This window comes from Pseudomonas sp. NBRC 111143, from assembly GCF_001320965.1.
GTDB lineage: Bacteria > Pseudomonadota > Gammaproteobacteria > Pseudomonadales > Pseudomonadaceae > Aquipseudomonas > Aquipseudomonas machongensis.
This window is the reverse complement of sequence record NZ_BCBT01000018.1, coordinates 80,118-104,350: the sequence shown is the minus strand read 5'-3', so window position 1 is coordinate 104,350 and position 24,233 is coordinate 80,118. Positions and strand designations below refer to the sequence as shown.

21 protein-coding genes are annotated in these 24,233 nt (G+C 62.1%); 12 read left to right on the top strand and 9 right to left on the bottom strand.

Translation table 11 applies throughout. The features are described 5' to 3' along the window. The 6 genes from APH44_RS12660 to APH44_RS12635 all read left to right on the top strand — a co-directional run. The coding region (locus tag APH44_RS12660) for a group II intron maturase-specific domain-containing protein (RefSeq protein WP_177342474.1) at positions 1–677 on the top strand (677 nt) is incomplete at its 5' end. A 107-nt stretch (positions 678–784) separates the two neighbouring features. After that, positions 785–1,291 carry a peptide deformylase gene (gene def, locus APH44_RS12655; RefSeq protein WP_054893037.1) on the top strand — a complete coding sequence of 169 codons (507 nt, stop codon included), beginning with the start codon at positions 785–787 and terminating at the stop codon, positions 1,289–1,291. Between the two features lie 60 nt (positions 1,292–1,351). Next, on the top strand, positions 1,352–2,284 hold the full coding sequence (fmt, locus tag APH44_RS12650) for a methionyl-tRNA formyltransferase (RefSeq protein ID WP_054893036.1): 933 nt from the start codon (positions 1,352–1,354) through the stop codon (positions 2,282–2,284). Further along, the gene (gene rsmB / locus APH44_RS12645) at positions 2,281–3,591 is read left to right on the top strand and encodes a 16S rRNA (cytosine(967)-C(5))-methyltransferase RsmB (protein ID WP_054893035.1); all 1,311 of its coding nucleotides are present in this window, start codon (positions 2,281–2,283) and stop codon (positions 3,589–3,591) included. Before fmt ends, rsmB begins: the two co-directional genes overlap by 4 nt. A 23-nt stretch (positions 3,592–3,614) precedes the next feature. After that, complete coding sequence (gene trkA / locus APH44_RS12640; protein ID WP_054893034.1) at positions 3,615–4,988, top strand: Trk system potassium transporter TrkA; 1,374 nt, start codon at positions 3,615–3,617, stop codon at positions 4,986–4,988. A 12-nt stretch (positions 4,989–5,000) separates the two neighbouring features. After that, positions 5,001–5,309 (top strand): tetratricopeptide repeat protein, encoded by a 309-nt coding sequence (locus tag APH44_RS12635; protein ID WP_054893033.1) that lies wholly within the window; start codon positions 5,001–5,003, stop codon positions 5,307–5,309. Between the two features lie 177 nt (positions 5,310–5,486). On the opposite strand, the gene APH44_RS12630 is transcribed toward APH44_RS12635, so the two are convergent. Both APH44_RS12630 and APH44_RS12625 read right to left on the bottom strand, forming a co-directional pair. Beyond that, complete coding sequence (locus APH44_RS12630; RefSeq protein WP_054893032.1) at positions 5,487–6,374, bottom strand: lysophospholipid acyltransferase; 888 nt, start codon at positions 6,372–6,374, stop codon at positions 5,487–5,489. Positions 6,375–6,415: 41 nt separating this feature from the next. Next, positions 6,416–6,967: a DNA-3-methyladenine glycosylase I gene (locus tag APH44_RS12625; RefSeq protein ID WP_054893031.1), complete on the bottom strand. Its 552-nt coding sequence runs from the start codon at positions 6,965–6,967 to the stop codon at positions 6,416–6,418. A gap of 84 nt (positions 6,968–7,051) precedes the next feature. On the opposite strand from APH44_RS12625, the gene glyQ reads away from it, so the two are divergent. The 4 genes from glyQ to APH44_RS12605 all read left to right on the top strand — a co-directional run bounded on the left by glyQ (position 7,052) and on the right by APH44_RS12605 (position 11,413). Further along, positions 7,052–7,999 (top strand): glycine--tRNA ligase subunit alpha, encoded by a 948-nt coding sequence (gene glyQ / locus APH44_RS12620; protein WP_025337182.1) that lies wholly within the window; start codon positions 7,052–7,054, stop codon positions 7,997–7,999. Continuing rightward, positions 7,996–10,050, top strand: a complete 2,055-nt coding sequence (gene glyS, locus APH44_RS12615; protein ID WP_054893030.1) for a glycine--tRNA ligase subunit beta — start codon at positions 7,996–7,998, stop codon at positions 10,048–10,050. Before glyQ ends, glyS begins: the two co-directional genes overlap by 4 nt. 3 nt (positions 10,051–10,053) lie before the next feature. Further along, entirely contained in the window at positions 10,054–10,581 is a 528-nt protein-coding gene (gene gmhB, locus APH44_RS12610) for a D-glycero-beta-D-manno-heptose 1,7-bisphosphate 7-phosphatase (RefSeq protein ID WP_054893029.1), read from the top strand. Between the two features lie 61 nt (positions 10,582–10,642). Continuing rightward, complete coding sequence (locus APH44_RS12605) at positions 10,643–11,413, top strand: 1-acyl-sn-glycerol-3-phosphate acyltransferase (protein WP_054893028.1); 771 nt, start codon at positions 10,643–10,645, stop codon at positions 11,411–11,413. 203 nt (positions 11,414–11,616) lie between these two features. On the opposite strand, the gene APH44_RS12600 is transcribed toward APH44_RS12605, so the two are convergent. Both APH44_RS12600 and APH44_RS12595 read right to left on the bottom strand, forming a co-directional pair. Next, positions 11,617–13,236: an MFS transporter gene (locus APH44_RS12600; RefSeq protein WP_054893027.1), complete on the bottom strand. Its 1,620-nt coding sequence runs from the start codon at positions 13,234–13,236 to the stop codon at positions 11,617–11,619. Between the two features lie 96 nt (positions 13,237–13,332). Then, complete coding sequence (locus APH44_RS12595) at positions 13,333–14,982, bottom strand: GMC family oxidoreductase (RefSeq protein ID WP_054893026.1); 1,650 nt, start codon at positions 14,980–14,982, stop codon at positions 13,333–13,335. A 181-nt stretch (positions 14,983–15,163) separates the two neighbouring features. On the opposite strand from APH44_RS12595, the gene APH44_RS12590 reads away from it, so the two are divergent. After that, the gene (locus tag APH44_RS12590) at positions 15,164–16,051 is read left to right on the top strand and encodes a LysR family transcriptional regulator (RefSeq protein WP_054893025.1); all 888 of its coding nucleotides are present in this window, start codon (positions 15,164–15,166) and stop codon (positions 16,049–16,051) included. Here APH44_RS12590 and APH44_RS12585 read toward each other — a convergent pair. From APH44_RS12585 to APH44_RS12575, 3 genes are read right to left on the bottom strand one after another with little or no spacing between them, the layout of a single operon-like run. After that, positions 16,040–16,858: a sulfite exporter TauE/SafE family protein gene (locus APH44_RS12585; RefSeq protein ID WP_054893024.1), complete on the bottom strand. Its 819-nt coding sequence runs from the start codon at positions 16,856–16,858 to the stop codon at positions 16,040–16,042. The genes APH44_RS12590 and APH44_RS12585 overlap by 12 nt on opposite strands. Next, positions 16,855–18,135: an FAD/NAD(P)-binding oxidoreductase gene (locus APH44_RS12580; RefSeq protein WP_054893023.1), complete on the bottom strand. Its 1,281-nt coding sequence runs from the start codon at positions 18,133–18,135 to the stop codon at positions 16,855–16,857. The genes APH44_RS12585 and APH44_RS12580 overlap by 4 nt, the downstream gene beginning before the upstream one ends. 38 nt (positions 18,136–18,173) lie before the next feature. After that, positions 18,174–19,058 (bottom strand): MBL fold metallo-hydrolase, encoded by an 885-nt coding sequence (locus APH44_RS12575; RefSeq protein WP_054893022.1) that lies wholly within the window; start codon positions 19,056–19,058, stop codon positions 18,174–18,176. A 226-nt stretch (positions 19,059–19,284) separates the two neighbouring features. Here APH44_RS12575 and APH44_RS12570 point away from each other — a divergent pair, with 226 nt between their 5' ends. After that, positions 19,285–20,589 carry a sigma-54-dependent Fis family transcriptional regulator gene (locus APH44_RS12570; RefSeq protein ID WP_054893021.1) on the top strand — a complete coding sequence of 435 codons (1,305 nt, stop codon included), beginning with the start codon at positions 19,285–19,287 and terminating at the stop codon, positions 20,587–20,589. A gap of 104 nt (positions 20,590–20,693) precedes the next feature. Here the strand turns inward: APH44_RS12570 and gyrB are convergent, their stop codons facing one another. Then, complete coding sequence (gene gyrB, locus APH44_RS12565; RefSeq protein ID WP_054893020.1) at positions 20,694–23,114, bottom strand: DNA topoisomerase (ATP-hydrolyzing) subunit B; 2,421 nt, start codon at positions 23,112–23,114, stop codon at positions 20,694–20,696. 4 nt (positions 23,115–23,118) lie between these two features. Then, positions 23,119–24,222 (bottom strand): DNA replication/repair protein RecF, encoded by a 1,104-nt coding sequence (gene recF / locus APH44_RS12560; RefSeq protein ID WP_054893019.1) that lies wholly within the window; start codon positions 24,220–24,222, stop codon positions 23,119–23,121. Positions 24,223–24,233: the final 11 nt, after the last annotated feature.

The window sequence follows — 24,233 nt, the reverse complement described above, 5'->3', positions numbered from 1 at the left end:
TTAAGGCGTTCTATAGCAAGGTTCGAGAAGTGATCGACTCTCACAAGACGGTGAGGCAGGGCGACTTGATCCGAATGCTAAACCCAATGCTGAGAGGGTGGGCTCTGTACCACCAGCCAGTAGTTGCTAAACAAGCGTACAGCCGTATGGACAACAGAGTGTTTATCAAACTCTGGCGGTGGGCAAAGAGGCGGCACCCAAACAAGTCCCTCGACTGGGTCAGGAAGAAGTATTTTCGGGCCTCAGGGGACAGGAAATGGGTGTTCGCGACCACAGTGTTGGAGGAAAATGGGACGAAACGGGAGTTCGAGTTGTACTCGCTTGCGAGTACTCCGATCGAGCGGCACAAAAAGGTGAGTGGGGAATACAATCCCTACGATCCAGCCATGGAGGCCATGGGCGAAAAACTCCGGATGGACCGGATGCTGAATAAGCTGAAATACCGGAAACAAATCGGAAATCTATTCGCCAGCCAGAACGGCCTGTGTCTGCTTTGCAAACAACCGATCACCAAGGAAACAGGGTGGCACGACCACCACATCATCCACCGGGCCGTTGACGGTGGTGACGCTTTGGCCAATCGGGTACTCTTGCATCCTAATTGTCACAACCAGCTCCACACGCGTGGTCTGCACGTGAGCAAACCGGCTTCCATTGGAAGCTTAGTGAAGGCTTGAGCCGTATGCGCTGAAAGGCGCACGTACGGTTCTTAGGGGGGAGCTGGCCAGCAATGGCCGGTTCCCACCCGACTTTTCAACCAAACGCACAGTGACTGCCTGACCCTATGGCCATCTTGAACATCCTCGAATTCCCCGACCCGCGCCTGCGCACCCTCGCCAAACCGGTAACGGAGTTCGACGACGCCCTGCAGCAGCTGATCGACGACATGTTTGAAACCATGTACGAAGCGCCCGGCATCGGCCTGGCCGCGACCCAGGTCAACGTGCACAAGCAGGTCGTGGTGATGGATCTTTCCGAAGATCGCAGCGAACCGCGAGTGTTCATCAACCCCAGCGTCGAAGAGCTGACCCACGACATGGGGCAGTACCAGGAAGGCTGCCTGTCGGTGCCAGGCTTCTATGAGAACGTCGACCGCCCGCTGCGCGTGCGGGTCAAGGCCCAGGATCGCGACGGCAAGCCCTACGAGCTCGAGGCCGAGGGCCTGCTGGCGGTGTGCGTGCAGCACGAGTTCGATCACCTCAACGGCAAGCTGTTCGTCGACTACCTGTCTCAGCTCAAACGCGACCGGATCAAGAAGAAGCTGGAAAAGCAGCACCGCCAGCAAGCCTGATCCCCACCTTCCAGAAGGCTTGCTCCGGCAAGCCTTTTTCTTTTTTGAAGCGAGAACTCCATGCGCATCGTCTTCGCAGGCACCCCAGAGTTTGCCGCCGAACACCTCAAGGCCCTGCTCGACAGCCCTTACGAAATCGTGGCTGTCTACACCCAGCCCGACCGTCCCGCCGGCCGGGGCCAGAAGCTCATGCCGAGCGCGGTCAAAGCCCTCGCATTGGCCCATGACATACCGGTGTACCAGCCACAGACCCTGCGCAATGCCGACGCGCAGGCTGAACTCGCCGCACTGAAACCGGACCTGATGGTGGTGGTCGCCTACGGCCTGATCCTGCCGCAGGCGGTGCTGGATATCCCGCGCCTTGGCTGCATCAACAGCCACGCCTCCCTGCTGCCACGCTGGCGCGGCGCGGCGCCGATCCAGCGCGCCGTCGAGGCCGGTGATGCCGAGAGCGGCGTAACCGTGATGCGCATGGAAGCGGGCCTGGACACCGGCCCCATGCTGCTCAAGGTCACCACGCCGATCAGCGACGACGACACCGGCGGCAGCCTGCACGACCGCCTCGCCCAGCTGGGCCCTGGCGCTGTGGTGCAAGCCATCGCCGGCCTTGCCGACGGCAGCCTGCAGGGCGAGGTGCAGGACGACGCCCTGGCCACCTATGCACACAAGCTGAACAAGGATGAGGCACGTCTGGACTGGAGCCGCCCGGCCGTGGAGCTGGAACGCCTGATCCGCGCCTTCAACCCGTGGCCGGTATGCCACAGCACCCTCGACGGCGAAACCTTGAAGGTGCTGGGCGCGAACTTGTCCACAGGCAAAGGTGAGCCAGGCGAGATCCTCAGTGCCAGCAAGGACGGCCTGGTGGTCGCCTGCGCTGACGGCGCCCTGAGCCTGACCCGCCTGCAACTGCCCGGTGGCAAGGCCCTGGCCTTCAGCGACCTGTTCAACAGCCGCCGCGAGAAGTTCGCAAGCGGCAAGGTGCTCGGCCAATGAACCCACGCCTGGCTGCCGCCCGCGCCCTGGCTGCCGTGCTCAGCGGCAAGGCCTCGCTCAACAGCTCGCTGCCCGCGCAACTGGACAAGGTCGAGGAGCGCGACCGCGGCCTGACTCAGGACCTGGCCTTTGGCACCGCCCGCTGGCAGCCGCGCCTGGACCTGCTTGCCGCACAACTGCTGCAAAAGCCGTTCAAGGCCGCTGACGCCGATGTACAGGCGCTGCTGCTGGTCGGCCTGTACCAGCTGTTCTACACACGTATTCCGGCACACGCCGCCATCGGCGAAACCGTCGGCTGCGCCGACAAGCTCAAGAAGCCCTGGGCCAAGGGCCTGCTCAACGCCGTGCTGCGCCGCGCCCAACGCGAGGGCGAGGAACTGCTCACCGGCATGGAGCGCGACCCCGTGGTCCGCACCGCCCACCCGCGCTGGCTGCAGAAGTCGCTCAAGGCGTTCTGGCCAGAGCAATGGGAAGCCATCTGCGCCGCCAACAACGCCCACCCGCCGATGATCCTGCGGGTCAACCGCCGTCATCACAGCCGTGATGCGTATCTGGCGCTGCTGGCCGAGGCTGGCATCGGCGCCAGCGCCTGCACGTTCAGCCGTGACGGCATCCTGCTGGCCGAGGCCTGCGACGTGCGCGGCCTGCCGGGCTTCGCCGACGGCTGGATCAGCGTGCAGGACGAAGCCGCACAACTGTCGGCCGACCTGCTGGAACTGGCCCCCGGCCAACGCGTGCTCGATGCCTGCTGCGCCCCTGGCGGCAAGACCTGCCATCTGCTCGAAGCCGAGCCGGGCCTGGCGCAGATGGTCGCCATCGACCTGGAGGCCAAGCGCCTGGCGCGGGTGCGCGAAAACCTCGACCGGCTGAAGCTCGATGCCGAGCTGATCGCCTGTGATGCGCGCGATACCGCCAGTTGGTGGGACGGCAAGCCGTTCCAGCGCATCCTGCTCGACGCCCCATGCTCGGCGACCGGCGTGATCCGCCGCCACCCGGACATCAAGCTGACCCGTCAGGCCGAGGACATCCCGGCCCTGGCCGCACTCCAGGGTGAGCTGCTCGATGCGCTGTGGCCGACACTCGAAGTCGGCGGCATGCTGCTCTACGCCACCTGCTCGAGCCTGCCGACCGAGAACACCGAAGTGATCGACGCCTTCCTCGCCCGCACCCCCGGTGCCCGTGAGCTCGACCTGGCAACCGAGGCCGGTCTGCGCCAGCCCCACGGCCGCCAGTTACTGGCCCAGGAAGGCGGCCACGACGGCTTCTACTATGCCAAGCTGATCAAGATCGCCGCCTCGCGCGGATAAGAACGAAAGGTAGGGAGTAGCGGATGAAGATCATCATCCTCGGCGCAGGCCAGGTAGGCGGTACGCTGGCAGAACACCTGGCGAGCGAAGCCAACGACATCACGGTGGTCGACACCGATGGCGAGCGCTTGCGTGACCTGGGCGACCGCCTCGACATCCGCACCGTGCAGGGCCGCGCCTCGCTGCCCACGGTACTGCGCCAGGCCGGCGCCGATGACGCCGACATGCTGGTGGCGGTGACCAACAGCGACGAGACCAACATGGTCGCCTGCCAGGTGGCCTATTCGCTGTTCCACACCCCGACCAAGATCGCCCGGGTGCGCGAGTCGTCCTACCTCAGCCGCGAGGAACTGTTCGACAACGACCACATTCCGGTGGACGTGCTGATCAGCCCCGAGCAGGTGGTGACCAACTACATCAAGCGCCTGATCGAACACCCCGGCGCCCTGCAGGTGATCGACTTCGCCGAGGGCAAAGCCCAATTGGTGGCGGTCAAGGCCTACTACGGCGGCCCGCTGGTGGGTCAGCAACTGCGCCAGATCCGCGCGCACATGCCCAATGTCGATACCCGCGTGGCCGCGATCTTCCGCCGCGACCGGCCGATCAAGCCCCATGGCGACACAGTGATCGAGGCTGACGACGAAGTGTTCTTCATCGCCGCGAAGAAGGATATCCGTGCGGTGATGGGCGAGCTGCGGCGTATCGACGAGACCAACAAGCGGGTGGTCATCGCCGGCGGCGGGCAGATCGGCGAGCGTCTGGCCGAAGCCATCGAAAGCCGCTATCAGGTGAAGATCATCGAGATGAGCCCGGCACGCTGCCGGCATCTTTCGGACAACCTCGAAAGCACCGTGGTGCTGCAGGGCAGCGCGTCGGACAAAGACCTGATGCTCGAAGAAAACATCGCCGAAGCCGATATCTTCCTGGCCCTGACCAACGACGACGAGGCCAACATCATGTCGTCGCTGCTGGCCAAGCGCCTGGGCGCACGCAAGGTGATGACGCTGATCAACAACCCGGCCTACGTCGACCTGGTGCAGGGTGGCGACATCGACATCGCCATCAGCCCGCAGCTGGCGACCATCGGCACGCTGCTGGCCCATGTGCGCCGTGGCGATATCGTCAGCGTGCATTCGCTGCGGCGCGGTGCAGCGGAAGCCATCGAGGCAGTCGCCCATGGCGATTCGAAATCGAGCAAGGTGATCGGCAAGGCCATCGAAGACATCGCCTTGCCACCTGGCACCACCATCGGGGCGATCATCCGCGACGAGGGGGTGCTGATCGCCCACGACGACACGGTGATCGAGGCGGGTGACCATGTGATCCTGTTCGTTGTGGATAAAAAGCACATTCGCGATGTGGAGAAGCTGTTCCACGTCGGCTTGAGTTTCTTCTAGGGAGAAGACGGCATGCGCGAATCGCTGGAAAAGATGCTGGCCAAGGGTGTGGATAACCCGCTGCTGAGGTTCGGCCTGGGCAAGGCATGGCTGGATGAAGGCAAGGGCGCCGAAGCGGCGGTGCACCTGGCGAGTTGCGTAGAGCAGGACCCGAAGTACTCGGCGGCGTGGAAGCTGCTGGGCAAGGCGTATCAGCTTGAAGGCGACATCGCTGCGGCGCGCAAGGCCTGGGAAGAGGGGATCGTCGCGGCGCAGACGCATGGCGACAAGCAGGCCGAGAAAGAAATGACCGTGTTCCTGAAGAAACTCAACAAGGCCTGACAGACGTCGCGGTCCTTGTAGGAGCGGCGGTTCGCCGCTGCGACTTGTCCCGCGATCGGGCGCGAAGCGGCCGTAAAACCAGACGCCGAGATCTATCAGGAAAATCTCGGTTGCCGAGTTTGCGGCCGCTTCGCGCCCGATCGCGGGACAAGCCCGCTCCTACAGAGCGTGGATAACTCAGTACCAGCGCGGCTCGCCGGCCGGGCGCTTCTTGAAGCGCTTCATGCTCCACATGTACTGGCTCGGGTACTCGCGCACATAGCGCTCGACCACACGGCTCATGGCCGCCGCAGCCACAGCCACATCCGCGCTGTACATCTCTTCGGGCGCCGCCTCAAGGAACACCTTGAAGCCGGAGCCATCCGGCAGACGCAGGGCATGCAGGAACACACCCACCGCCTTGCCGCCAGCGAGCATGTTGGGCACGAACTTGCTGGTCAGCGCCTGGGTGCCGAGGAAGGGCACGAACACTCCCGCCGACTCGGCCGGCTCAGGGTCGGCAGGAATGCCCACCTGCCCGCCGCGACGCACTTCCTTGATCACGCTGAGAATGCCTTCCTTGGTCGAAGGCGCCACGCGGTTGCCCATCTGCACGCGCTGCTCGCGCAGCAGGTCATCCACCGCCTTCAGCTTGGGCGGACGGTAGAAGATGATCGGCTTGCACTGGTTGCAATAGAAGTGGTTGAGCACCTCCCAGTTGCCCAGGTGGCTGGTGATGCCGACCACCCCTTTGCCAGTGGCCAGGGCTTGCTCGAGCACTTCCAGGCCGTGCACTTCCTTGACCAGCTCCAGCGACTGCTGAGGCGGGCGGATCCAGGCCCAGGCGCTTTCGACGAAAGACTTGCCGATATCCTTCAGCGCACGCCCCACCAACTGCTCACGCTCGGCAGGGTTCATCTCGGGGAAGCACTTGGCGAGGTTGATCCGCACTACGTTGCGCGAACCGTTGGGGATTTTCCACATCAGCCAGCCGATACCGGCACCGACGCGCTGCACCGCGCCCCAGGGCAGTTTGGCGAACAGGCGCAGCACCCCGACCATCAGGGCGCCCTTGAACTTTTCCACAGGCCAATTCCTTATTTCTGCAAGGCGCGCATTGTAACGCCTCAGCGCACCAGCGCGGCGTAGCGATCGCAATCGGTGGTGTGGTCCATGACCATGCCGGTGGCCTGCATGAAGGCGTAGCAAATGGTCGGGCCGACGAAGGTGAAGCCCTTTTTCTGCAGGGCCTTGCTCATCGCCTTGGCTTCGTCGGTGATCGCCGGGATGTCGGCGCGCCCCTGGTAATGGTTGATCTTCGGCTCGCCGCCGACGAACGACCACAGCCACTCGCCGGGGTTTTCCAGCGCCAGCCAGGCGCGCGCGTTGCGGCGCACGGCATTGAGCTTGAGGCGGTTGCGGATGATCCCGGGATCGAGCATCAGCTCTTCTATGCGCTCGTCGCTCATCTCGGCCAGTTGCACCGGGTCGAAGCCTTGCAACACCTGGCGATAGCGCTCGCGTTTCTTCAGCACGGTGATCCACGAAAGGCCCGCCTGGAACCCTTCGAGCAAAAGCATCTCGAAGAGCAACGCCGGGTCGCGCTGTGGGGTTCCCCATTCCTGGTCATGGTAGGCCTGATACAAGGGATCGTCGGTACACCAAAAGCAGCGTGGCATAAGGCTCCAATTACGTAGAGGGCGAGGCGAATCGGGTTATACTCCCGCTCTTTACATCCGCATCCCCAGATACAGGTGAATTTCGTGAGCCAGCCTACGCCAGCCGTGCGTACCTTCCAAGACCTGATCCTCGCCCTGCAGAACTACTGGGCCGAGCAAGGTTGTGTGGTACTTCAGCCCTACGATATGGAAGTAGGCGCCGGCACTTTCCACACCGCCACCTTCCTGCGCGCCGTCGGCCCGGAGACCTGGAACGCTGCCTACGTGCAGCCTAGCCGTCGCCCTGCCGACGGACGGTATGGCGAAAACCCCAACCGCCTGCAGCACTACTACCAGTTCCAGGTGGTGCTCAAGCCGAACCCGGCCAACTTCCAGGAGCTGTACCTGGGTTCGCTGAAAGCCATCGGCCTGGACCCGCTGGTCCATGACATCCGCTTCGTCGAAGACAACTGGGAATCGCCGACCCTGGGTGCCTGGGGCCTGGGTTGGGAAATCTGGCTGAACGGCATGGAAGTCACCCAGTTCACCTACTTCCAGCAGGTTGGCGGTATCGAGTGCTACCCGGTCACCGGCGAGATCACCTATGGCCTGGAGCGTCTGGCCATGTATATCCAGGGTGTCGATTCGGTGTACGACCTGGTCTGGGCCGACGGCCCGTTCGGCAAGGTCACCTATGGCGATGTGTTCCACCAGAACGAAGTGGAGCAGTCGACCTACAACTTCGAGCACGCCAACGTCGAGAAACTGTTCGAGCTGTTCGACTTCTACGAAAGCGAAGCCAACCGCCTGATCAAGCTGGACCTGCCGCTGCCGACCTACGAAATGGTCCTGAAGGCTTCGCACACCTTCAACCTGCTCGACGCCCGCCGCGCCATCTCGGTGACCGAGCGCCAGCGCTACATCCTGCGCGTGCGCACCCTGGCCCGCGACGTGGCGCAAAGCTATCTGCAAGCCCGCGCACGCCTGGGCTTCCCGATGGCCACCCCCGAACTGCGTGATGAAGTACTGGCCAAGCTGGAGGCTGCACAATGAGTGCGCAAGATTTCCTGGTTGAACTGGGCACCGAAGAGCTGCCCCCCAAAGCCCTGGCCTCGCTGGGCGATGCATTCCTGGCCGGCATCGAGAAAGGCCTGCAGGCCGCTGGCCTGAACTACACCGGCAAGTCGGTCTATGCCGCGCCGCGTCGCCTGGCCGTGCTGATCCGCCAACTGGACGTGCAACAGCCTGATCGCAGCATCAACATCGACGGCCCGCCCCGCCAGGCTGCCTTCGACGCCGATGGCAACCCGACCCAGGCTGCACTGGGCTTCGCCAAGAAGTGTGGCGTGGAGCTGTCGGACATCGACCAGAGCGGCGCCAAGCTGCGCTTCTCACAGCACATTCCGGGCAAGGCCACCATCAGCCTGCTGCCAACCATCGTCGAGGACTCGCTCAACGACCTGCCGATCCCCAAGCGCATGCGCTGGGCCGCCAGCCGTGAAGAGTTCGTGCGCCCCACCCAGTGGCTGGTGATGTTGCTGGGCGACCAGGTCGTCGACTGCACCATCCTCTCGCAGAAAGCCGGCCGCGAATCGCGCGGCCACCGCTTCCACCACCCGGAAAACGTGCTGATCACCACCCCGGCCAACTATGTCGAAGACCTGCGCAAGGCCCATGTACTGGCCGACTTCGCCGAGCGCCGCGAGCTGATCGCCAAGCGCACCGCAGAGCTGGCCCTGCAGCAGGAAGGCAGCGCCATCGTGCCGCCGGCGCTGCTGGATGAAGTGACCGCGCTGGTCGAATGGCCGGTGCCGCTGGTGTGCTCGTTCGAGGAGCGCTTCCTGGAAGTGCCGCAGGAAGCCCTGATCACCACCATGCAGGACAACCAGAAGTACTTCTGCCTGCTCGACAGCGAAGGCAAGTTGCTGCCGCGCTTCATCACTGTCGCCAACGTCGAGAGCCGCGATCCGAAGCAGATCGTCGAGGGTAACGAGAAGGTCGTGCGTCCGCGCCTGACCGACGCCGAGTTCTTCTTCAAGCAAGACAAGAAGCAGCCTCTGGAAACCTTCAACGAACGCCTGAAGAACGTGGTGTTCCAGGCCCAGCTGGGTACGGTGTTCGACAAGGCCGAGCGTGTCTCCAGGCTGGCCGCCTACATTGCCCCGTTCATCGGCGGCAGTGCAGCCAACGCCGGCCGCGCCGGCCTGCTGTCCAAATGCGACCTGGCCACCGAAATGGTCGGCGAATTCCCTGAAATGCAGGGCATCGCTGGCTACTACTACGCCGTCAACGATGGCGAGCCACAAGATGTCGCACTGGCACTGAACGAGCAGTACATGCCGCGCGGTGCTGGCGCTGAGTTGCCGGAAACCCTCACCGGCGCCGCCGTGGCCATCGCCGACAAGCTCGACACCCTGGTCGGCATCTTCGGCATCGGCATGCTGCCGACCGGTAGCAAGGACCCGTACGCACTGCGCCGCGCCGCTCTCGGCGTGTTGCGCATCCTGATCGAGAAGCAGCTGGACCTGGACCTGACCGCTGCGGTCGAGTTCGCGGTCAAGCAGTACGGCGCCAAGGTCAAGGCTGCTGGCCTGGCTGACCAGGTGCTGGAGTTCATCTTCGATCGCCTGCGTGCACGCTATGAAGACGAAGGCGTCGACGTGGCCACCTACCTGTCGGTACGTGCCCTGAAGCCGGCTTCGGCCCTGGACTTCGATCAGCGCGTGCAGGCCGTGCAGGCCTTCCGCAAGCTGCCGGAAGCCGAGGCCCTGGCGGCGGTGAACAAGCGTGTTTCGAACCTGCTGAGCAAGGCCGAAGGCGCCATCGCCGACCAGGTCGAGCCGAAGTACTTCGACAATGCCAACGAGTTCTCCCTGTACTCGGCGATCCAGCAGGCCGACCAGGCCGTGCAGCCAATGGCTGCCGCACGCCAGTACAGCGAATCGCTGGCACGCCTGGCTGCCCTGCGCGATCCGGTCGACGCCTTCTTCGAGGCAGTCATGGTGAACGCCGAAGACGCCAAGGTACGCGCCAACCGTTATGCCCTGCTCAGCCGCCTGCGCGGTCTGTTCCTGGGCGTGGCCGACATCTCGCTGCTGGGGTAAGTCTTGAAACTGCTGATTCTCGATCGAGACGGAGTGATCAATCACGACTCCGACGCCTACATCAAGTCGCTGGAAGAGTGGATCCCCATTCCCGGCTCGATCGAGGCCATTGCGCAGTTGAGCAAGGCGGGCTGGACGGTGGCCGTGGCCACCAACCAGTCCGGCATTGCCCGCGGCTACTACCCCCTGTCCACGCTCGAAGCCATGCACGCGCGTCTGCGCGAGCTGGTCGCCGAGCAGGGTGGCGAGGTCGGGCATATCGTCTATTGCCCGCATGGCCCGGACGAAGGCTGCGAGTGCCGCAAGCCCAAGCCCGGTATGCTGCGGGCAATCGCCGAGTATTACCAAGTCGACCTGCGCGGTGTATGGTTCGTCGGCGACAGCACAGGTGACCTGGAGGCCGCCCTGGCCGTCGGAGCACAACCCGTGCTGGTGAAAACCGGTAAGGGGGAGAAGACCCTTAAAAAGGGCATCCCTGAAAAAACCTTGATTTTCGACGATCTGGCAGCCATCGCCAGAGAACTTATTTAAAGAGTGCGCCTGTTTGGCGCACTTCCTCAGGCGGGCGCGCCCCGCAACGGTACATGCCACTATGTCGATCCTGCAGGCGATCAGAATCTTTCTTTTTTACCTGCTGTTGGGCACCAGTTCGCTGCTGTGGTGCTCACTGAGCTTCTTTGTCGCGCCTTTCCTGCCATTTCCCAAGCGCTACAAATTCATCAACGTGTACTGGTGCCGCTGCGCGGTGTTCCTGAGCCGCACCATCCTGGGCATCGACTACAAGATCACCGGTGCCGAGAACGTACCCAAAGAGCCCTGCGTGATCCTGTCCAACCACCAGAGCACCTGGGAGACTTTCTTCCTCTCGGCGTACTTCTCGCCACTGAGCCAGGTGCTCAAGCGTGAGCTGTTGTACGTGCCGTTCTTCGGCTGGGCAATGGCGATGCTTCGGCCGATTGCCATCGACCGCAACAACCCCAAGGAAGCCCTGCGCCACGTGGCGAGCAAGGGCGACGAATTGCTCAAGCAGGGCGTCTGGGTGCTGATTTTCCCCGAGGGTACCCGCGTGCCCTATGGTCAGGTCGGCAAGTTCTCCCGCGGCGGTACCGCCCTGGCGGTGAACGCCGGCCTGCCGGTGCTGCCGATCGCGCACAACGCTGGCAAGTTCTGGCCAAAGGCTGGCTGGGGCAAGCGTTCGGGCACCATCGAGGTGGTGATCGGCGAGCCGATGTACGCCAACGGCACCGGGCCACGTGCCATCGCCGAACTCAACGATCGCGCTCAGGCGTGGAACGAAGCGACGCAGCGGACCATGGGGTCGTTGCCACCAGCAGAAGAAAACGTCACCGAGCCAATCGCCTGACGATCTGTGGATAACGTGTTAGCAATTTTTGGATTAATGCTTTCAGATCGTAGATAAGCTATTGAATTAACTATTTATTTCTCTGTATGACGTTTTTTCGAAAATCGTGCATAAGTTTTTTCGAGGCATAAAAAAACCGGCTTTTACGCCGGTTTTTTCATGCCTGGGCAACGGAGGTGTCTGCGTCGCGGGTTAACCCGCTGCTACACCTTGTCGATATCCACATCCTTGGTCTCTTTAAGGCAGAAGATCCCCACCACCAGGCTGATGCCGGTGATCAATACCGGGTACCACAGCCCATAGAAGATATCCCCGGTGTACACCACCAGCGCGAACGATACCGTCGGCAGGAAGCCACCGAACCAGCCGTTGCCGATGTGATAGGGCAGCGACATCGAGGTGTAGCGGATGCGTGTGGGGAACAGCTCGACCATTACCGCTGCCAGTGGCCCGTAGGTCATGGTCGCGATCAGGATCATCGCCACGATCAGCACCACCACCATCACCTGGTTCACATGGGCAGGGTCGGCCTTGGCTGGATAGCCCGCCTGCTCGATAGCCGTGCGCATTGCGACTTCATCGAAACCGTTGATGGTCTTGTCGCCAATGCTCACCGAAACATCGCTGCCCGTTGTGGCAACCGAGCTGTAGGGCAGGCCCTGCTTGACCAGGAACGTCTTGACCTTGTCGCAGGGGCTGTCGAAACGTGCCTTGCCCACCGGATCGAACTGGAAGGTGCAGCCTTGCGGGTCGGCACTGACCACGATCGGCGACTGCCGGCTGGCGGCGTCGATCTGCGGATTGGCGTAGTGGCTGAGCGCCTTGAACATCGGGAAGTAGCACACGGTCGCCAGCAGCAGGCCGATCATCAGGATCGGCTTGCGTCCCACACGGTCCGACAGCCAACCAAAGAACACGAAGAACGGCGCACCGATCACCACGCTGATAATCAGCAGGGTATTGGCCTGAGCCGGGTCCATCTTGAGCATCTGGGTCATGAAGAACAGCACGTAGAACTGTGCGGTGTAGAAGGTCACGGCCTGGCCGGCGTTGATGCTGAACAGGGCGGTGAGCACCACCTTGAGGTTGGGCCAGGAGGTGAACGACTCGCGGATCGGCGACTTGCTGATCTTGCCCTGGGCCTTCATTTTCACGAAGGCTGGCGACTCGTGCATGCTCATGCGAATCCAGGTGGAGATACCCAGCAGCACGATCGACAGCAGGAACGGCAGGCGCCAGCCCCAGGTCTCGAACTGGTCGCCACTGATGTAACGGCTGCCCAGCACAACAATCAGTGACAGCAGCAAGCCGAGGGTGGCAGTGGACTGAATGAAGCCGGTGTGGAACCCGCGCTTGCCAGGCGGGGCATGCTCGGCCACGTAAGTGGCCGCACCGCCGTATTCGCCGCCCAGGGCCAGGCCTTGGAGCATGCGCAGGATCACCAGGATGATCGGTGCGGCGATGCCGATGCTGGCGTAGGTAGGCAACAGGCCGACCGCGAAGGTCGACAGGCCCATCAGCACGATGGTCACCAGGAAGGTGTACTTGCGCCCGATCATGTCGCCCAGGCGCCCGAATACCAAGGCACCGAAAGGCCGCACGAGGAAGCCTGCGGCAAAGGCCATCAAGGCAAAGATGAAAGCGGTGGTGTCGTTGACCCCGGCAAAGAACTGCTTGCTGATCACCGCCGCCAGCGCGCCATAGAGAAAGAAGTCATACCACTCGAACACCGTCCCGAGGGATGACGCGAAAATGATCTTGCGTTCCTCACGCCGGCTGCCGCTGGTGGCTGCCGCGCCCTGCTCTTGGATGTAATCCGACATCGTTGCTGTCCTCGGCCCGCAGGCCACAGTGATTATTTTTCTTGTTCCACTGTCGGCAGCCATCGACCGCAAGCTGCCGGTGTTGCACGCACCCGGTCAGGGCGTCGGTATCGCGCTGGTGTCGCTGAGGTTGCTGTGGCTTGGGGCCCCCTTGAGAATCAGTTGTGCCGCCTTCTCGGCGATCATCAATGTGGGTGAACAGGTATTGCCGGAGACGATCTGCGGCATGATCGAGGCATCGGCGATGCGCAGGCCAGGTATGCCATGGACGCGCAGCTGGTTATCCACAACGTCCAGCGGCCCATTGCCCATGCGGCAAGTGCCGACCGGGTGGAAGATGGTGGTGCCGATCTTGCCGGCGGCCTCGTGCAGTTGTTGCTCGGTCTGCAGCGAAGGGCCCGGCAGGTACTCCTTGGGATCGAACGCAGCCAGGGCAGGGGCCTGGACGATGCGCCGGGTGATGCGAATCGCATCGGCGGCGACCTGCAGGTCCTGAGGGTCGCTGAGGTAGTTGGGGTCGATCAGCGGCGCTGCATTCATGTCTGCCGAGCGGATGTCGATACGCCCGCGGCTGGCTGGGCGCAGGTTGCACACCGAAGCCGTGAAGGCAGGGAAGCGGTGCAACGGCTCGCCGAAACGCTCGAGCGACAACGGCTGCACGTGATACTGCAGGTTGGCGGTGGCCTGCTCCGGGCTCGAGCGCACGAATGCGCCCAACTGGCTCGGCGCCATGGCCAGCGGCCCGCTGCGGTCGTAGAGGTAGCGCAGCCCCATGCCCAGCTTGCCCCACAGACTGTTGGCCATCTGGTTGAGCGTACGGGTGTTCTGGATCTGGTAAATCAGGCGCAATTGCAGGTGGTCCTGCAAGTTTCCGCCCACGCCTGGCAATTCGTGACGCACCGTTATCCCCAGGTCTTCGAGCAGCTTGCGCGGGCCGATGCCCGAACGCTGCAGGATGCCAGGCGAACCGACGGAACCTGCGCACAGGACGATCTCGCGCCGGGCACGAAACTCATGCCAGGCCCCTTGCCAGCGCGCCTTCACAGCAGTGGCGCGGGCGTTGTCGAGCACGACCTGGTCAACCTGAACATCGGTGAGCACAGTGAGGTTCGGGCGAGACTGGATAGGCCGCAAGAAAGCCTTCGAGGCATTCCAGCGCACACCACTGCGCTGGTTGACCTGAAAGTATCCACAGCCCTGGTTGTCGCCGGTATTGAAGTCACCGACCTTGCCGATACCGCTCTGTTCGGCAGCATCGCGGAAGGCGTCGAGGATCGGCCAGCTGTAGCGCTGCTGCTCGACCCGCCATTCGCCGTCGGCACCATGGCTCTCGCTGGCGCCAGCGAAGTGGCTTTCACTGGCCTTGAACAACGGCAGCACATCGTTCCAGCTCCAGCCGTCGTTGCCCTGCTCGGCCCAGCGGTCATAGTCCGCAGCCTGGCCACGCATGTAGATCATGCCGTTGATGGAGGAACAACCGCCCAGCACCTTCCCTCGCGGATAGCCGAGGCTGCGACCGTCCAGCCCAGGCTGGGCTTCGGTCTTGAAGCACCAGTCGGTGCGGGGATTGCCGATGCAGTAGAGGTAACCGACGGGGACGTGAATCCAGGGGTAGTTGTCGCGCCCGCCCGCCTCGATCAGCAGGACGCGGCAGGCAGGGTCTGCAGACAATCGATTGGCCAGCAGGCACCCGGCGGGACCGGCCCCTACGACCACGTAGTCGAAGACAGAATCGGCAGATGGCATATGAAACCTCGCGCCTGATTATTATTCTTGTCCCTACCCATCTTATTGATTAATTTCGCGGTGGAAACACGAGATTTTGCGCAGCCGTTGTGCGTTTTTTCACAACGATAAGTCTTTATCCGCCGCCTGTGGGAACGGGCTTGCCCGCGAACAGGCCGCCAGAACAACCGAAAGGATCAGCATGTTCGACTGGAACGATCTGCGGTTTTTCCTCGAGTTGCAGCGCAGCGGCCGCCTGCTCACAGCGGCCAAGCGCCTCAATACCACCCACAGCACCGTTGCCCGCCATATCGAGAATATCGAGAAAAGCCTGGGCACCGCGCTGTTCGTCCAGCATGCCCAAGGGTACGAGCTCACACCCTCGGGCCAGGCACTGCTCAAGCACGCCGAGGCCATGGAAAACGTCGCCCTGCTGGCGCAGGAGGAAATCACCCAGGCCATCACGCCGCTGGGCAAGATACGCCTGGGCGTTACCGAAGGCATCGGCATCATGTTCTTCACCCCGCGCCTGGGGGCCCTGTTCGAGCGCTATCCGGGGCTTGAAGTCGAACTGGTGGCGGTGCCGCGCTTCGTCAGCATTCTCAACCGCGAAGCCGAAATCAGCATTCACCTGGAACGCCCCAATGCCGACCTGCTGATCACCCGCAAGCTCACCGACTACCGCCTGGCCCTCTACGCCAGCCAGGACTATCTCGACCGAGCACCGCCTCTGCGCAACCGTGACGACCTGGCCCGGCACAATTGGATCGGTTACGTGGACGACCTGATCTTCAGCCAGAAACTGTTGTTCCTCAACAGCTTCTGCCGGGCGCCGAACGTGATATTCCGCAGCACCAGCGTGATCGCCCAGCAGCAGGCCGCGCGCGCCGGCCTGGGCATCGCCGTGTTGCCCAACTATATGGGTCGCCACGACCCAGGCCTGGTGCGCGTGCTGCCCAGCGAGACCATCCAGCGCAGCTACTGGATCTGCACACGTCGCGAGCTGCACAAGTCGGTACGCCTGCGGGTGGTCTGGGATTACCTGCTCAAGCTCTGTGCCGAACAGCAGCACGAGTTGCTAGCCGAGTAGCGCCTTGGCCGCCAGCGAGAGCGCAGCCCCGATCCCCACTACCACGAACAGCTGCTGCAGACGCGGCCCTGCCAACTTGCCGGCCAGCGGGCGAGTTGCCAGCAACCCGAGCACCGCGCCGAAGGCGAACGGCGCACCAACCTGCCAGTGCATCACCCCGCCCAGGCTCGCACTCACCACACTGCCGGTGGAGACCAACGCGATCACCGCCAGCGAAGTGGCGACGATGCTTTTCATGTCCAGGTTGGTGTAGCGGTTCAAGGCCGGGATGATGACGAATCCGCCACCGACCCCCAATAGGCCGGACAGCAGCCCGGACAACATGCCGGTGAACGCCAGCGCGCGGGCGCAGGGGAGGGTCCAGCGCAGGCGGCCCTGCAAGGGGTTGAGCACGCAAGGCATGATCTGCCGCTCACCGCATGGCGATTCGCCGCGTAGCTCGCGGGCCGCCTTGCGCCAGATGCGCAGGCAGGCATACACCAGCACGCAGGCGAAGACCAACGCCAGCGGTGTATTCGGTAAACGGTGCGCCAGCATCAGACCGAAAGGTGCACAGACGATACCGATTGCCGCAATGAACAACGCTGCGCGATAACGCACCAGCCCTTGCCGCAGGCCCAACCCGGCACCCACGGCCGCCGCCAGGCCGACCGCCAGCAAACCGATCGGCGCCGCCTCGACCATCGACAGCCCCAGGCCGAAGACCAGAAGCGGCACCGCCAGGATCCCACCTCCAGCCCCGGTCAGCGCCAGCACCGCACCAATGATCGCGCCCAGCCCGGCGCCGAGAAACTGATGCTCGATCACTTCGACGTCTCAGCGGCTAGAGGCTGAGGCCGCGCCAGCCACTCCCGGCCCTTGAGCATCGCCTGCCAGTAAAGCGGCGGCAGCACCCGTGCCTTGAGCAGCCAGGCCAGCCGTGTAGGCTTGCGTCCATCAAGCAACCAACGTGGAAAACTCGGTGCCAGCTTGCCGCCATAGGTGAACTCGGCCAGCACGATCTTGCCGCGTTCCACGGTCAACGGGCAGGAGCCATAGCCGTCGTAGGCGACCGGTGTCGGCAAGCGCCCAAGTGCCACCAGCACATTATTGGCCACCACCGGTGCCTGCTTGCGTGCGGCCGCTGCGGTCTTGGCATTGCTGGTATTGATCACGTCACCCAGGGCATGAACGTTGGCGAACTGGCGGTGACGCAAGCTGTGCGGATCGACATCCACCCATCCGGAAGCATCAGCCAATGGGCTTTGCCGGATGAAATCCGGAGCGACCTGAGGCGGCACCACGTGCAGCATGTCGAACGCTTCGGTACAGGTTTCGCTGCCGCCGTCGGCGAGGGTTCGCACGAAGGTCGCCTGTTGATTCGAACCATCGACAGCCACCAGGCGCTGGCCATAGTTGAGGTCGACACCGTACTTGTCGATGTAGCTCATCAGTGCCGGCACGTAGTCGGCAACACCGAACAGCACGGCTCCGGCGTTGAAGAATGCGGGCTTGATGGCGCCCAGCCGGCCCGCGCGCAGCCAGTGATCACAGGACAGGTACAAGGCCTTCTGTGGGGCACCGGCACACTTGATCGGCATCGGCGGCTGGCTGAACAGCGCGCGGCCCTGCTTGAGCGTCTGCACCAGCTCCCAGGTGTAGGGGGCCAGGTCGTAGCGGTAGTTGGAGGTCACACCGTTGCGCCCAAGGGTCTCCTCCAGGCCGTCGATGGCCGCCCAGTCGAGTTTGAGGCCAGGGCAGACCACCAATTGTTCGTAACTGACGGCTCGCCCATCCTCCAGCATGACCGTTTGCGCCTGTGGATCGAAGCCCACCACTCGTGCCTTTATCCACTGCACACCCCGTGGCAGGGTTGCCGCCGTGGTTCGAGCGGTGGACGACGCAGCGAACACACCGGCTCCCACCATGGTCCAGCCAGGCTGGTAGTAATGAACCTCTGATGGATCGATCAGGACGATGTCCAGCGACGGATCGCGTTTGATCAGGCTCGACGCCGTTGCGATACCGGCGGCTCCGGCGCCCACGATCAACACCTTGTGGTGTTCGGTACCGGGCGCAACGGCAGGGGACAGCAAGGCAGACATGGTATTTCCTTTGAATATTGGCCAGAGAGCCGAATAGCTCAGAACAGGTTCAGCGGGATCTTCAGGTAACGCACGCCGTTGTCTTCCGGCTCGGGCAATTGGCCGCTGCGCATGTTGACCTGCACCGACGGCAGGATCAGCACCGGCATGTCGAGGGTCTTGTCTCGGGCTTCGCGCATCTCGACAAAGCTGTCTTCACTGATGCCCTGGTGAATGTGGATATTGCTGGCGCGCTGCTCGGCAACCGTGGTCACGTAACGCAGTTCGCGGCCACCGGGGAGGTAGTCATGGCACATGAACAAATGGGTCTGGTCAGGGAAGGCCAGCAAGCGACGGATCGAGCGATACAGTGTGCGGGCGCTGGCGCCGGGAAAATCGCAACGGGCAGTGCCGTAGTCAGGCATGAACAGCGTGTCGCCGACAAACACGGCAGTCTCGCCCGCATCCTCGATCATGTAGCTCATGCACGCGGGGGTGTGCCCGGGCGTGTGCAGGGCTCGGGCATGCAGGTTGCCGATGCGAAACCCTTCCTCATCCTCGAACAACACGTCGAACTGGCTACCGTCACGGGCAAAACCAGGCTCGGCGTTGAACAGCGAACCGAAGGTTTTCTGTACCTGGGTGATGTGGGCGCCAATGGCAATCTGGCCGCCCAGCCGTTGCTTGAGGTAGGCCGCTGCCGAAAGGTGGTCCGCATGCACGTGGGTTTCAAGAATCCACTGCACCTTGGCACCCAACGCCTCGACCTGTGAGATCAACCTGTCGGCAGATGCGTGGCTGGTACGGCCTGACTTCGGATCGTAATCCAGCACGCTGTCGATCAATGCGCAGTGCCGTGTTTCACGGTCCATGAGCAGGTAGCTGATGGTCGAAGTCGCCGGGTCGAACAGGGCTTCCACATGAAGGTTGTTGCCAATGATCATCACAGTCTCCATAACGCTGCCGCAGCTTGAACAGAGGCATCGGCAGGAACATACGCTTTATCAAGATGCATGCCAGGCCATTTCTGGCGGATAAGTCCCGCATTTGCGGGCGTTGTACCAACACAATAGTTAAAGACTGCCAGGAAGATTGGCAGTCATCTGACAGCTGCTGGCAGTGATTGGCAGTCCTTGTTAACCTCGCCGGGTAGTTTTTGCCGGTGCCCCCATGTCCGAGCTTCCCGCTGCAAACCATCCTGCCATCCTCGCGCTGGTGTCCTACCTCGAACACGATGTGCTGCCCGCCATCGTGCTCGATACCGACTACAACATTCTTGCCGCCAACGCGGCGTATCGACGCCAGTTCGCCACACAGGATCGCGCCCCCCTGGGGGAGAAGTGCCACAGGGTTTCGCACCATTACGCCGTGCCCTGCGATCAGGCAGGGGAGCATTGTCCGCTGCGCAAGGCATGGGACAGCAAGGTTCCGGAGCGCGTGCTGCACATTCATCACACCCCGCGCGGACCGGAGCATGTAGACGTCGAACTGCGCCCGATCCTCGACGAGCAGGGCAGGGTGGTGGCATTCGTCGAACGGCTGACCAGCATCACCCTGGCCTCCGCACAACCTCAGCAGCAGGGGCTGGTCGGGCAGTCTCCGGCTTTCAAGTCAGCACTCGCCAGCCTTCGACGGGCCGCTCCGGCTCAAATTCCGGTGCTGCTCCAAGGTGAGTCAGGAACGGGCAAGGAGCTGTTCGCCCGCGCCCTGCACCTGGGTAGCCCACGCGCCAACGGCCCGCTGGTGGTCGTCGATTGCACCGGTCTCACCGAGTCGCTGTTCGAGAGTGAGCTGTTTGGTTACGAGAAAGGCGCGTTCACCGGCGCGACCCAACGCAAGGTCGGTCTGGCCGAGGCGGCGCATGGCGGCACCCTGTTCCTGGACGAGATCGGTGAAGTGCCGCTGGCCATGCAGGTCAAACTGCTGCGCTTGATCGAGACCGGTAGTTTTCGCCCGGTGGGCAGCCTGCGCACCGTACACTCGGATTTCCGCCTGGTGTCGGCGACACACAAGCCGCTCAAGGCAATGGTCGCGCAGAGCGCCTTCCGTGAGGACCTGTATTACCGCATCAGCGGATTTCCGATTCGTCTGCCGGCACTGCGTGAGCGTGTCGAAGACTTGCCGCTGCTGGTTGAAAGTCTGTTGCAGCGCATCGCGGGCAACGGCGCACCTCGAATCAGCCATGAAGCACTCGAGCGCCTCAACCTGCATCCGTTTCCGGGAAATATCCGTGAGCTGCGTAACATGCTGGAGCGGGCCTGGTTGTTCGCCGATGATGGTTTGATTCGCAGTGAGCATCTGCTCGAAGACACTGGGGCTGATTCACCGGCGAAACATCAGTCACGCGAGTTGCATGAATTGAGGGCGCTGGCGCAAGCGTTGGACAGCTTTCAGGGGTCGCGCCGCGAGCTGGCCAAACAGCTGGGGATGAGTGAACGCACCTTGTACCGAAGGCTCAAGGACCTTGAAGCCTGACGCCATTCGAACAGTGTTTCACGTGGAACATTTGTGTTTCGCGCCTCTGAAAACGAAAAAGCCAAGGCGACAGGCCTTGGCTTTTTCGTAGCTGAAGCGCGTAATCAGAAGTCCAGATTGGACACCGACAACGCGTTGCTTTCGATGAAGTCACGACGAGGTTCCACCGCGTCACCCATCAAGGTATTGAACAGCTGGTCGGCCGCAATCGCATCCTCGATGGTGACCTTGAGCATGCGGCGCACGGTCGGGTCCATGGTGGTTTCCCACAGCTGATCCGGGTTCATCTCACCCAGCCCTTTGTATCGCTGGATGGTGTGGCGCTTGGTGGTTTCGTTCATCAGCCAATCGAGGGCTTCTTTGAACTCGGTGACTGCCTTGCGACGCTCACCACGCTGAACATAGGCACCCTCGCCAAGCAAGGTCGCCAACTTGGCGCCCAGCACGACTACCGAACGATAGTCGTTGCTGCCGAAGAACTCGCGGTTGAAGGTCACGTAGCTGGCCAGGCCGTGGGAGGTAACTTCGACTTCCGGCAGCCAGATGTTGCGTTCCTTGTCTTCACGCAGGCTGGCCTGGTAGGTGAGACCGGACTTCTGGCTGTTGTTCAGGCGCTCCTGGAATTTGCCCAACCACGCTTGCATGGTCGCGTGATCGGCCAACTGCGCCTGAGTGACTTCCGGCAGGTAGATGAAGTGCTCGGTCAGCTCCTCCGGGTACAGGCGTGACAGACGCTTGAGCGTCTTCATCACTCCGCGGAACTCGTTGACCAGTGACTCGAGTTGAACACCCGAAACGGCTGGCGCCGATTCGTCGAGGTGCAGGCTGGCATCTTCCAGGGCCGACTGGGTCATGTATTCTTCCATGGCCTCGTCGTCCTTGATGTACTGCTCCTGCTTGCCTTTCTTCACCTTGTACAGCGGTGGCTGGGCAATGTAGATGTAACCGCGCTCGACCAGCTCCGGCAACTGACGGAAGAAGAAGGTCAACAGCAGGGTACGGATGTGCGAACCGTCAACGTCAGCATCGGTCATGATGATGATGTTGTGATAGCGCAGCTTGTCGATGTTGTACTCTTCACGGCCAATGCCGCAGCCCAAGGCGGTAATCAGCGTGCCGACGTCCTGGGACGAGATCATCTTGTCGAAGCGGGCCTTCTCGACGTTGAGGATCTTGCCTTTCAACGGCAAGATTGCCTGGGTGCGGCGGTTACGACCTTGCTTGGCCGAACCACCTGCGGAGTCACCCTCTACCAGGTACAGTTCGGACAGGGCAGGGTCCTTTTCCTGGCAGTCGGCAAGCTTGCCCGGCAGACCAGCGATATCCAGCGCACCTTTGCGGCGGGTCATTTCCCGCGCCTTGCGCGCTGCTTCACGGGCACGCGCCGCGTCGATCATCTTGCCAACGACCGCCTTGGCTTCGTTGGGGTTTTCCAACAGGAAGTCGGCGAAGTACTTGTTCATCTCCTGTTCCACGGCGGTCTTCACCTCCGAGGAAACCAGCTTGTCCTTGGTCTGCGAGCTGAACTTTGGATCCGGCACCTTCACCGAGATGATCGCGGTCAGGCCTTCACGGGCATCGTCACCTGTGGTCGCGACCTTGTTCTTCTTGGCCAGGCCTTCCTGCTCGATATAGCTGTTCAGGCTGCGGGTCAGCGAGGAACGGAAGCCCACCAAGTGAGTCCCCCCGTCGCGCTGCGGAATGTTGTTGGTGAAGCACAGCAGATTTTCGTTGAAGCTGTCGTTCCATTGCAGGGCGACTTCGACACCCACGCCATCGTCACGTTGGACGTTGAAGTGGAAGACCTGGGAGTTCACCGGGGTCTTGTTGGTGTTCAGGTATTCAACGAAAGCGCGCAGGCCACCTTCGTATTTGAAGAACTCTTCCTTGCCGGAGCGCTCGTCCTTCAGCAGGATACCGACGCCCGAGTTGAGGAACGACAGCTCACGAATTCGCTTGGCCAGGATGTCCCAGCTGAAGTGAATATTCTTGAAGGTCTCCGCCGAAGGCTTGAAGTGGATGTGGGTACCGGTGGTTTCACTTTCGCCGACCACTGCCATCGGAGCTTGCGGCACACCGTGGACGTAGGTCTGTTCCCAGATCTTTCCGCTACGGCGAACGGTCAGGACCAGCTTCTCGGAGAGGGCGTTCACCACCGAAACACCTACACCGTGCAGACCGCCGGACACCTTGTAGGAGTTGTCATCGAACTTACCGCCGGCGTGCAGTACGGTCATGATGACCTCGGCGGCGGAAACGCCTTCCTCTTTATGCACGTCGACGGGAATGCCACGACCGTTGTCGCGAACACTGATGGATTCGTCCGGATGGATGATGACCGTAATGTCATCGCAATGACCGGCGAGCGCTTCGTCGATCGAGTTGTCGACCACTTCGAAGACCATGTGGTGCAGGCCGCTACCATCATCGGTGTCGCCAATGTACATGCCGGGACGCTTGCGCACGGCATCCAGCCCTTTCAGCACCTTGATGCTGGAGGAGTCGTACGTTTGATTTTCGCTCATGCCTTCACTCCCGATGGTCGTGGGTCTGGGTGATACGGCCTTGTTCCACGTGGAACAAAGCAACTGGCGTATCCGTCTGCCAGCCTTCCCTCAGTAATTCGTGATCTACACAGGTGATAAAAACCTGGCAGTGTAATTCTTCAAGCAAGCGACACAGCGCGCGGCGATGCTGATCGTCCAATTCGGACGGCAAGTCATCCACCAGATAAATACACTGACCGCGACGAACCTGGCTGACGAGGTGCCCTTGGGCAATCCGCAGGGCACAAACGACCAGCTTTTGCTGACCACGAGACAGGATATCGGCCGCGTTATTAGCGCCCAATCTCAGGCGTAGGTCAGCACGCTGCGGACCGGCCTGGGTATGGCCCATCTGCTGATCGCGAAGGAGAGAGGTTGCGAGGACTTCACTGAGGTCCCGATCCTTGTCCCAGCCCCGATAGTAGCTAAGGGTCAATCCGTCCAGCTCGACCAGTTCGCTCAGGGTCCGCTCGAAGACAGGCTTCAAGGCCTTGATATAGTTGCGACGGTATTCATCTATTTCCGCGCTGGCGAGACACAGTTCCCGGTCCCAGGCGGCTTGCGAAGCAGCGTCAAGTGTACCATGTCGCAGCCATGAGTTCCGCTGCCGCAGGGCCTTCTGCAAGCGCTGCCAGGTCGCCATGAATCGAGGTTCCACGTGGAACACTCCCCAATCCAGGAACTGTCGACGCACCTTGGGAGCACCTTCGAGCAGGCGGAAGCTGTCCGGGTTGATCAACTGCAACGGCAGCATTTCAGCCAGTTGTGCGGCACTGCGCGCATTCTGGCCGTCGATGCGAATGGTGAAATCCCCTTGTCGCTCGCGCGAAACGCCAAGATTGCTCGTCGCACCATCGGTGATTTCAACCTGGCCGAACACAGTACAGGTCGGCTGTTCGTACTGGATGACAGGGTTCAATCGGGTACTACGAAATGAGCGTGCCAGCCCCAAAAGGTGCACGGCCTCGAGCACACTGGTCTTTCCGCTGCCATTGGCGCCGTAGAGGATGTTGATGCGAGGAGAGGGGGAGAGGGTCACCGGGTGCAGATTGCGCACCGCGGTGACCGAAAGACGTCGAAGGGACATTTGGCCTGCTA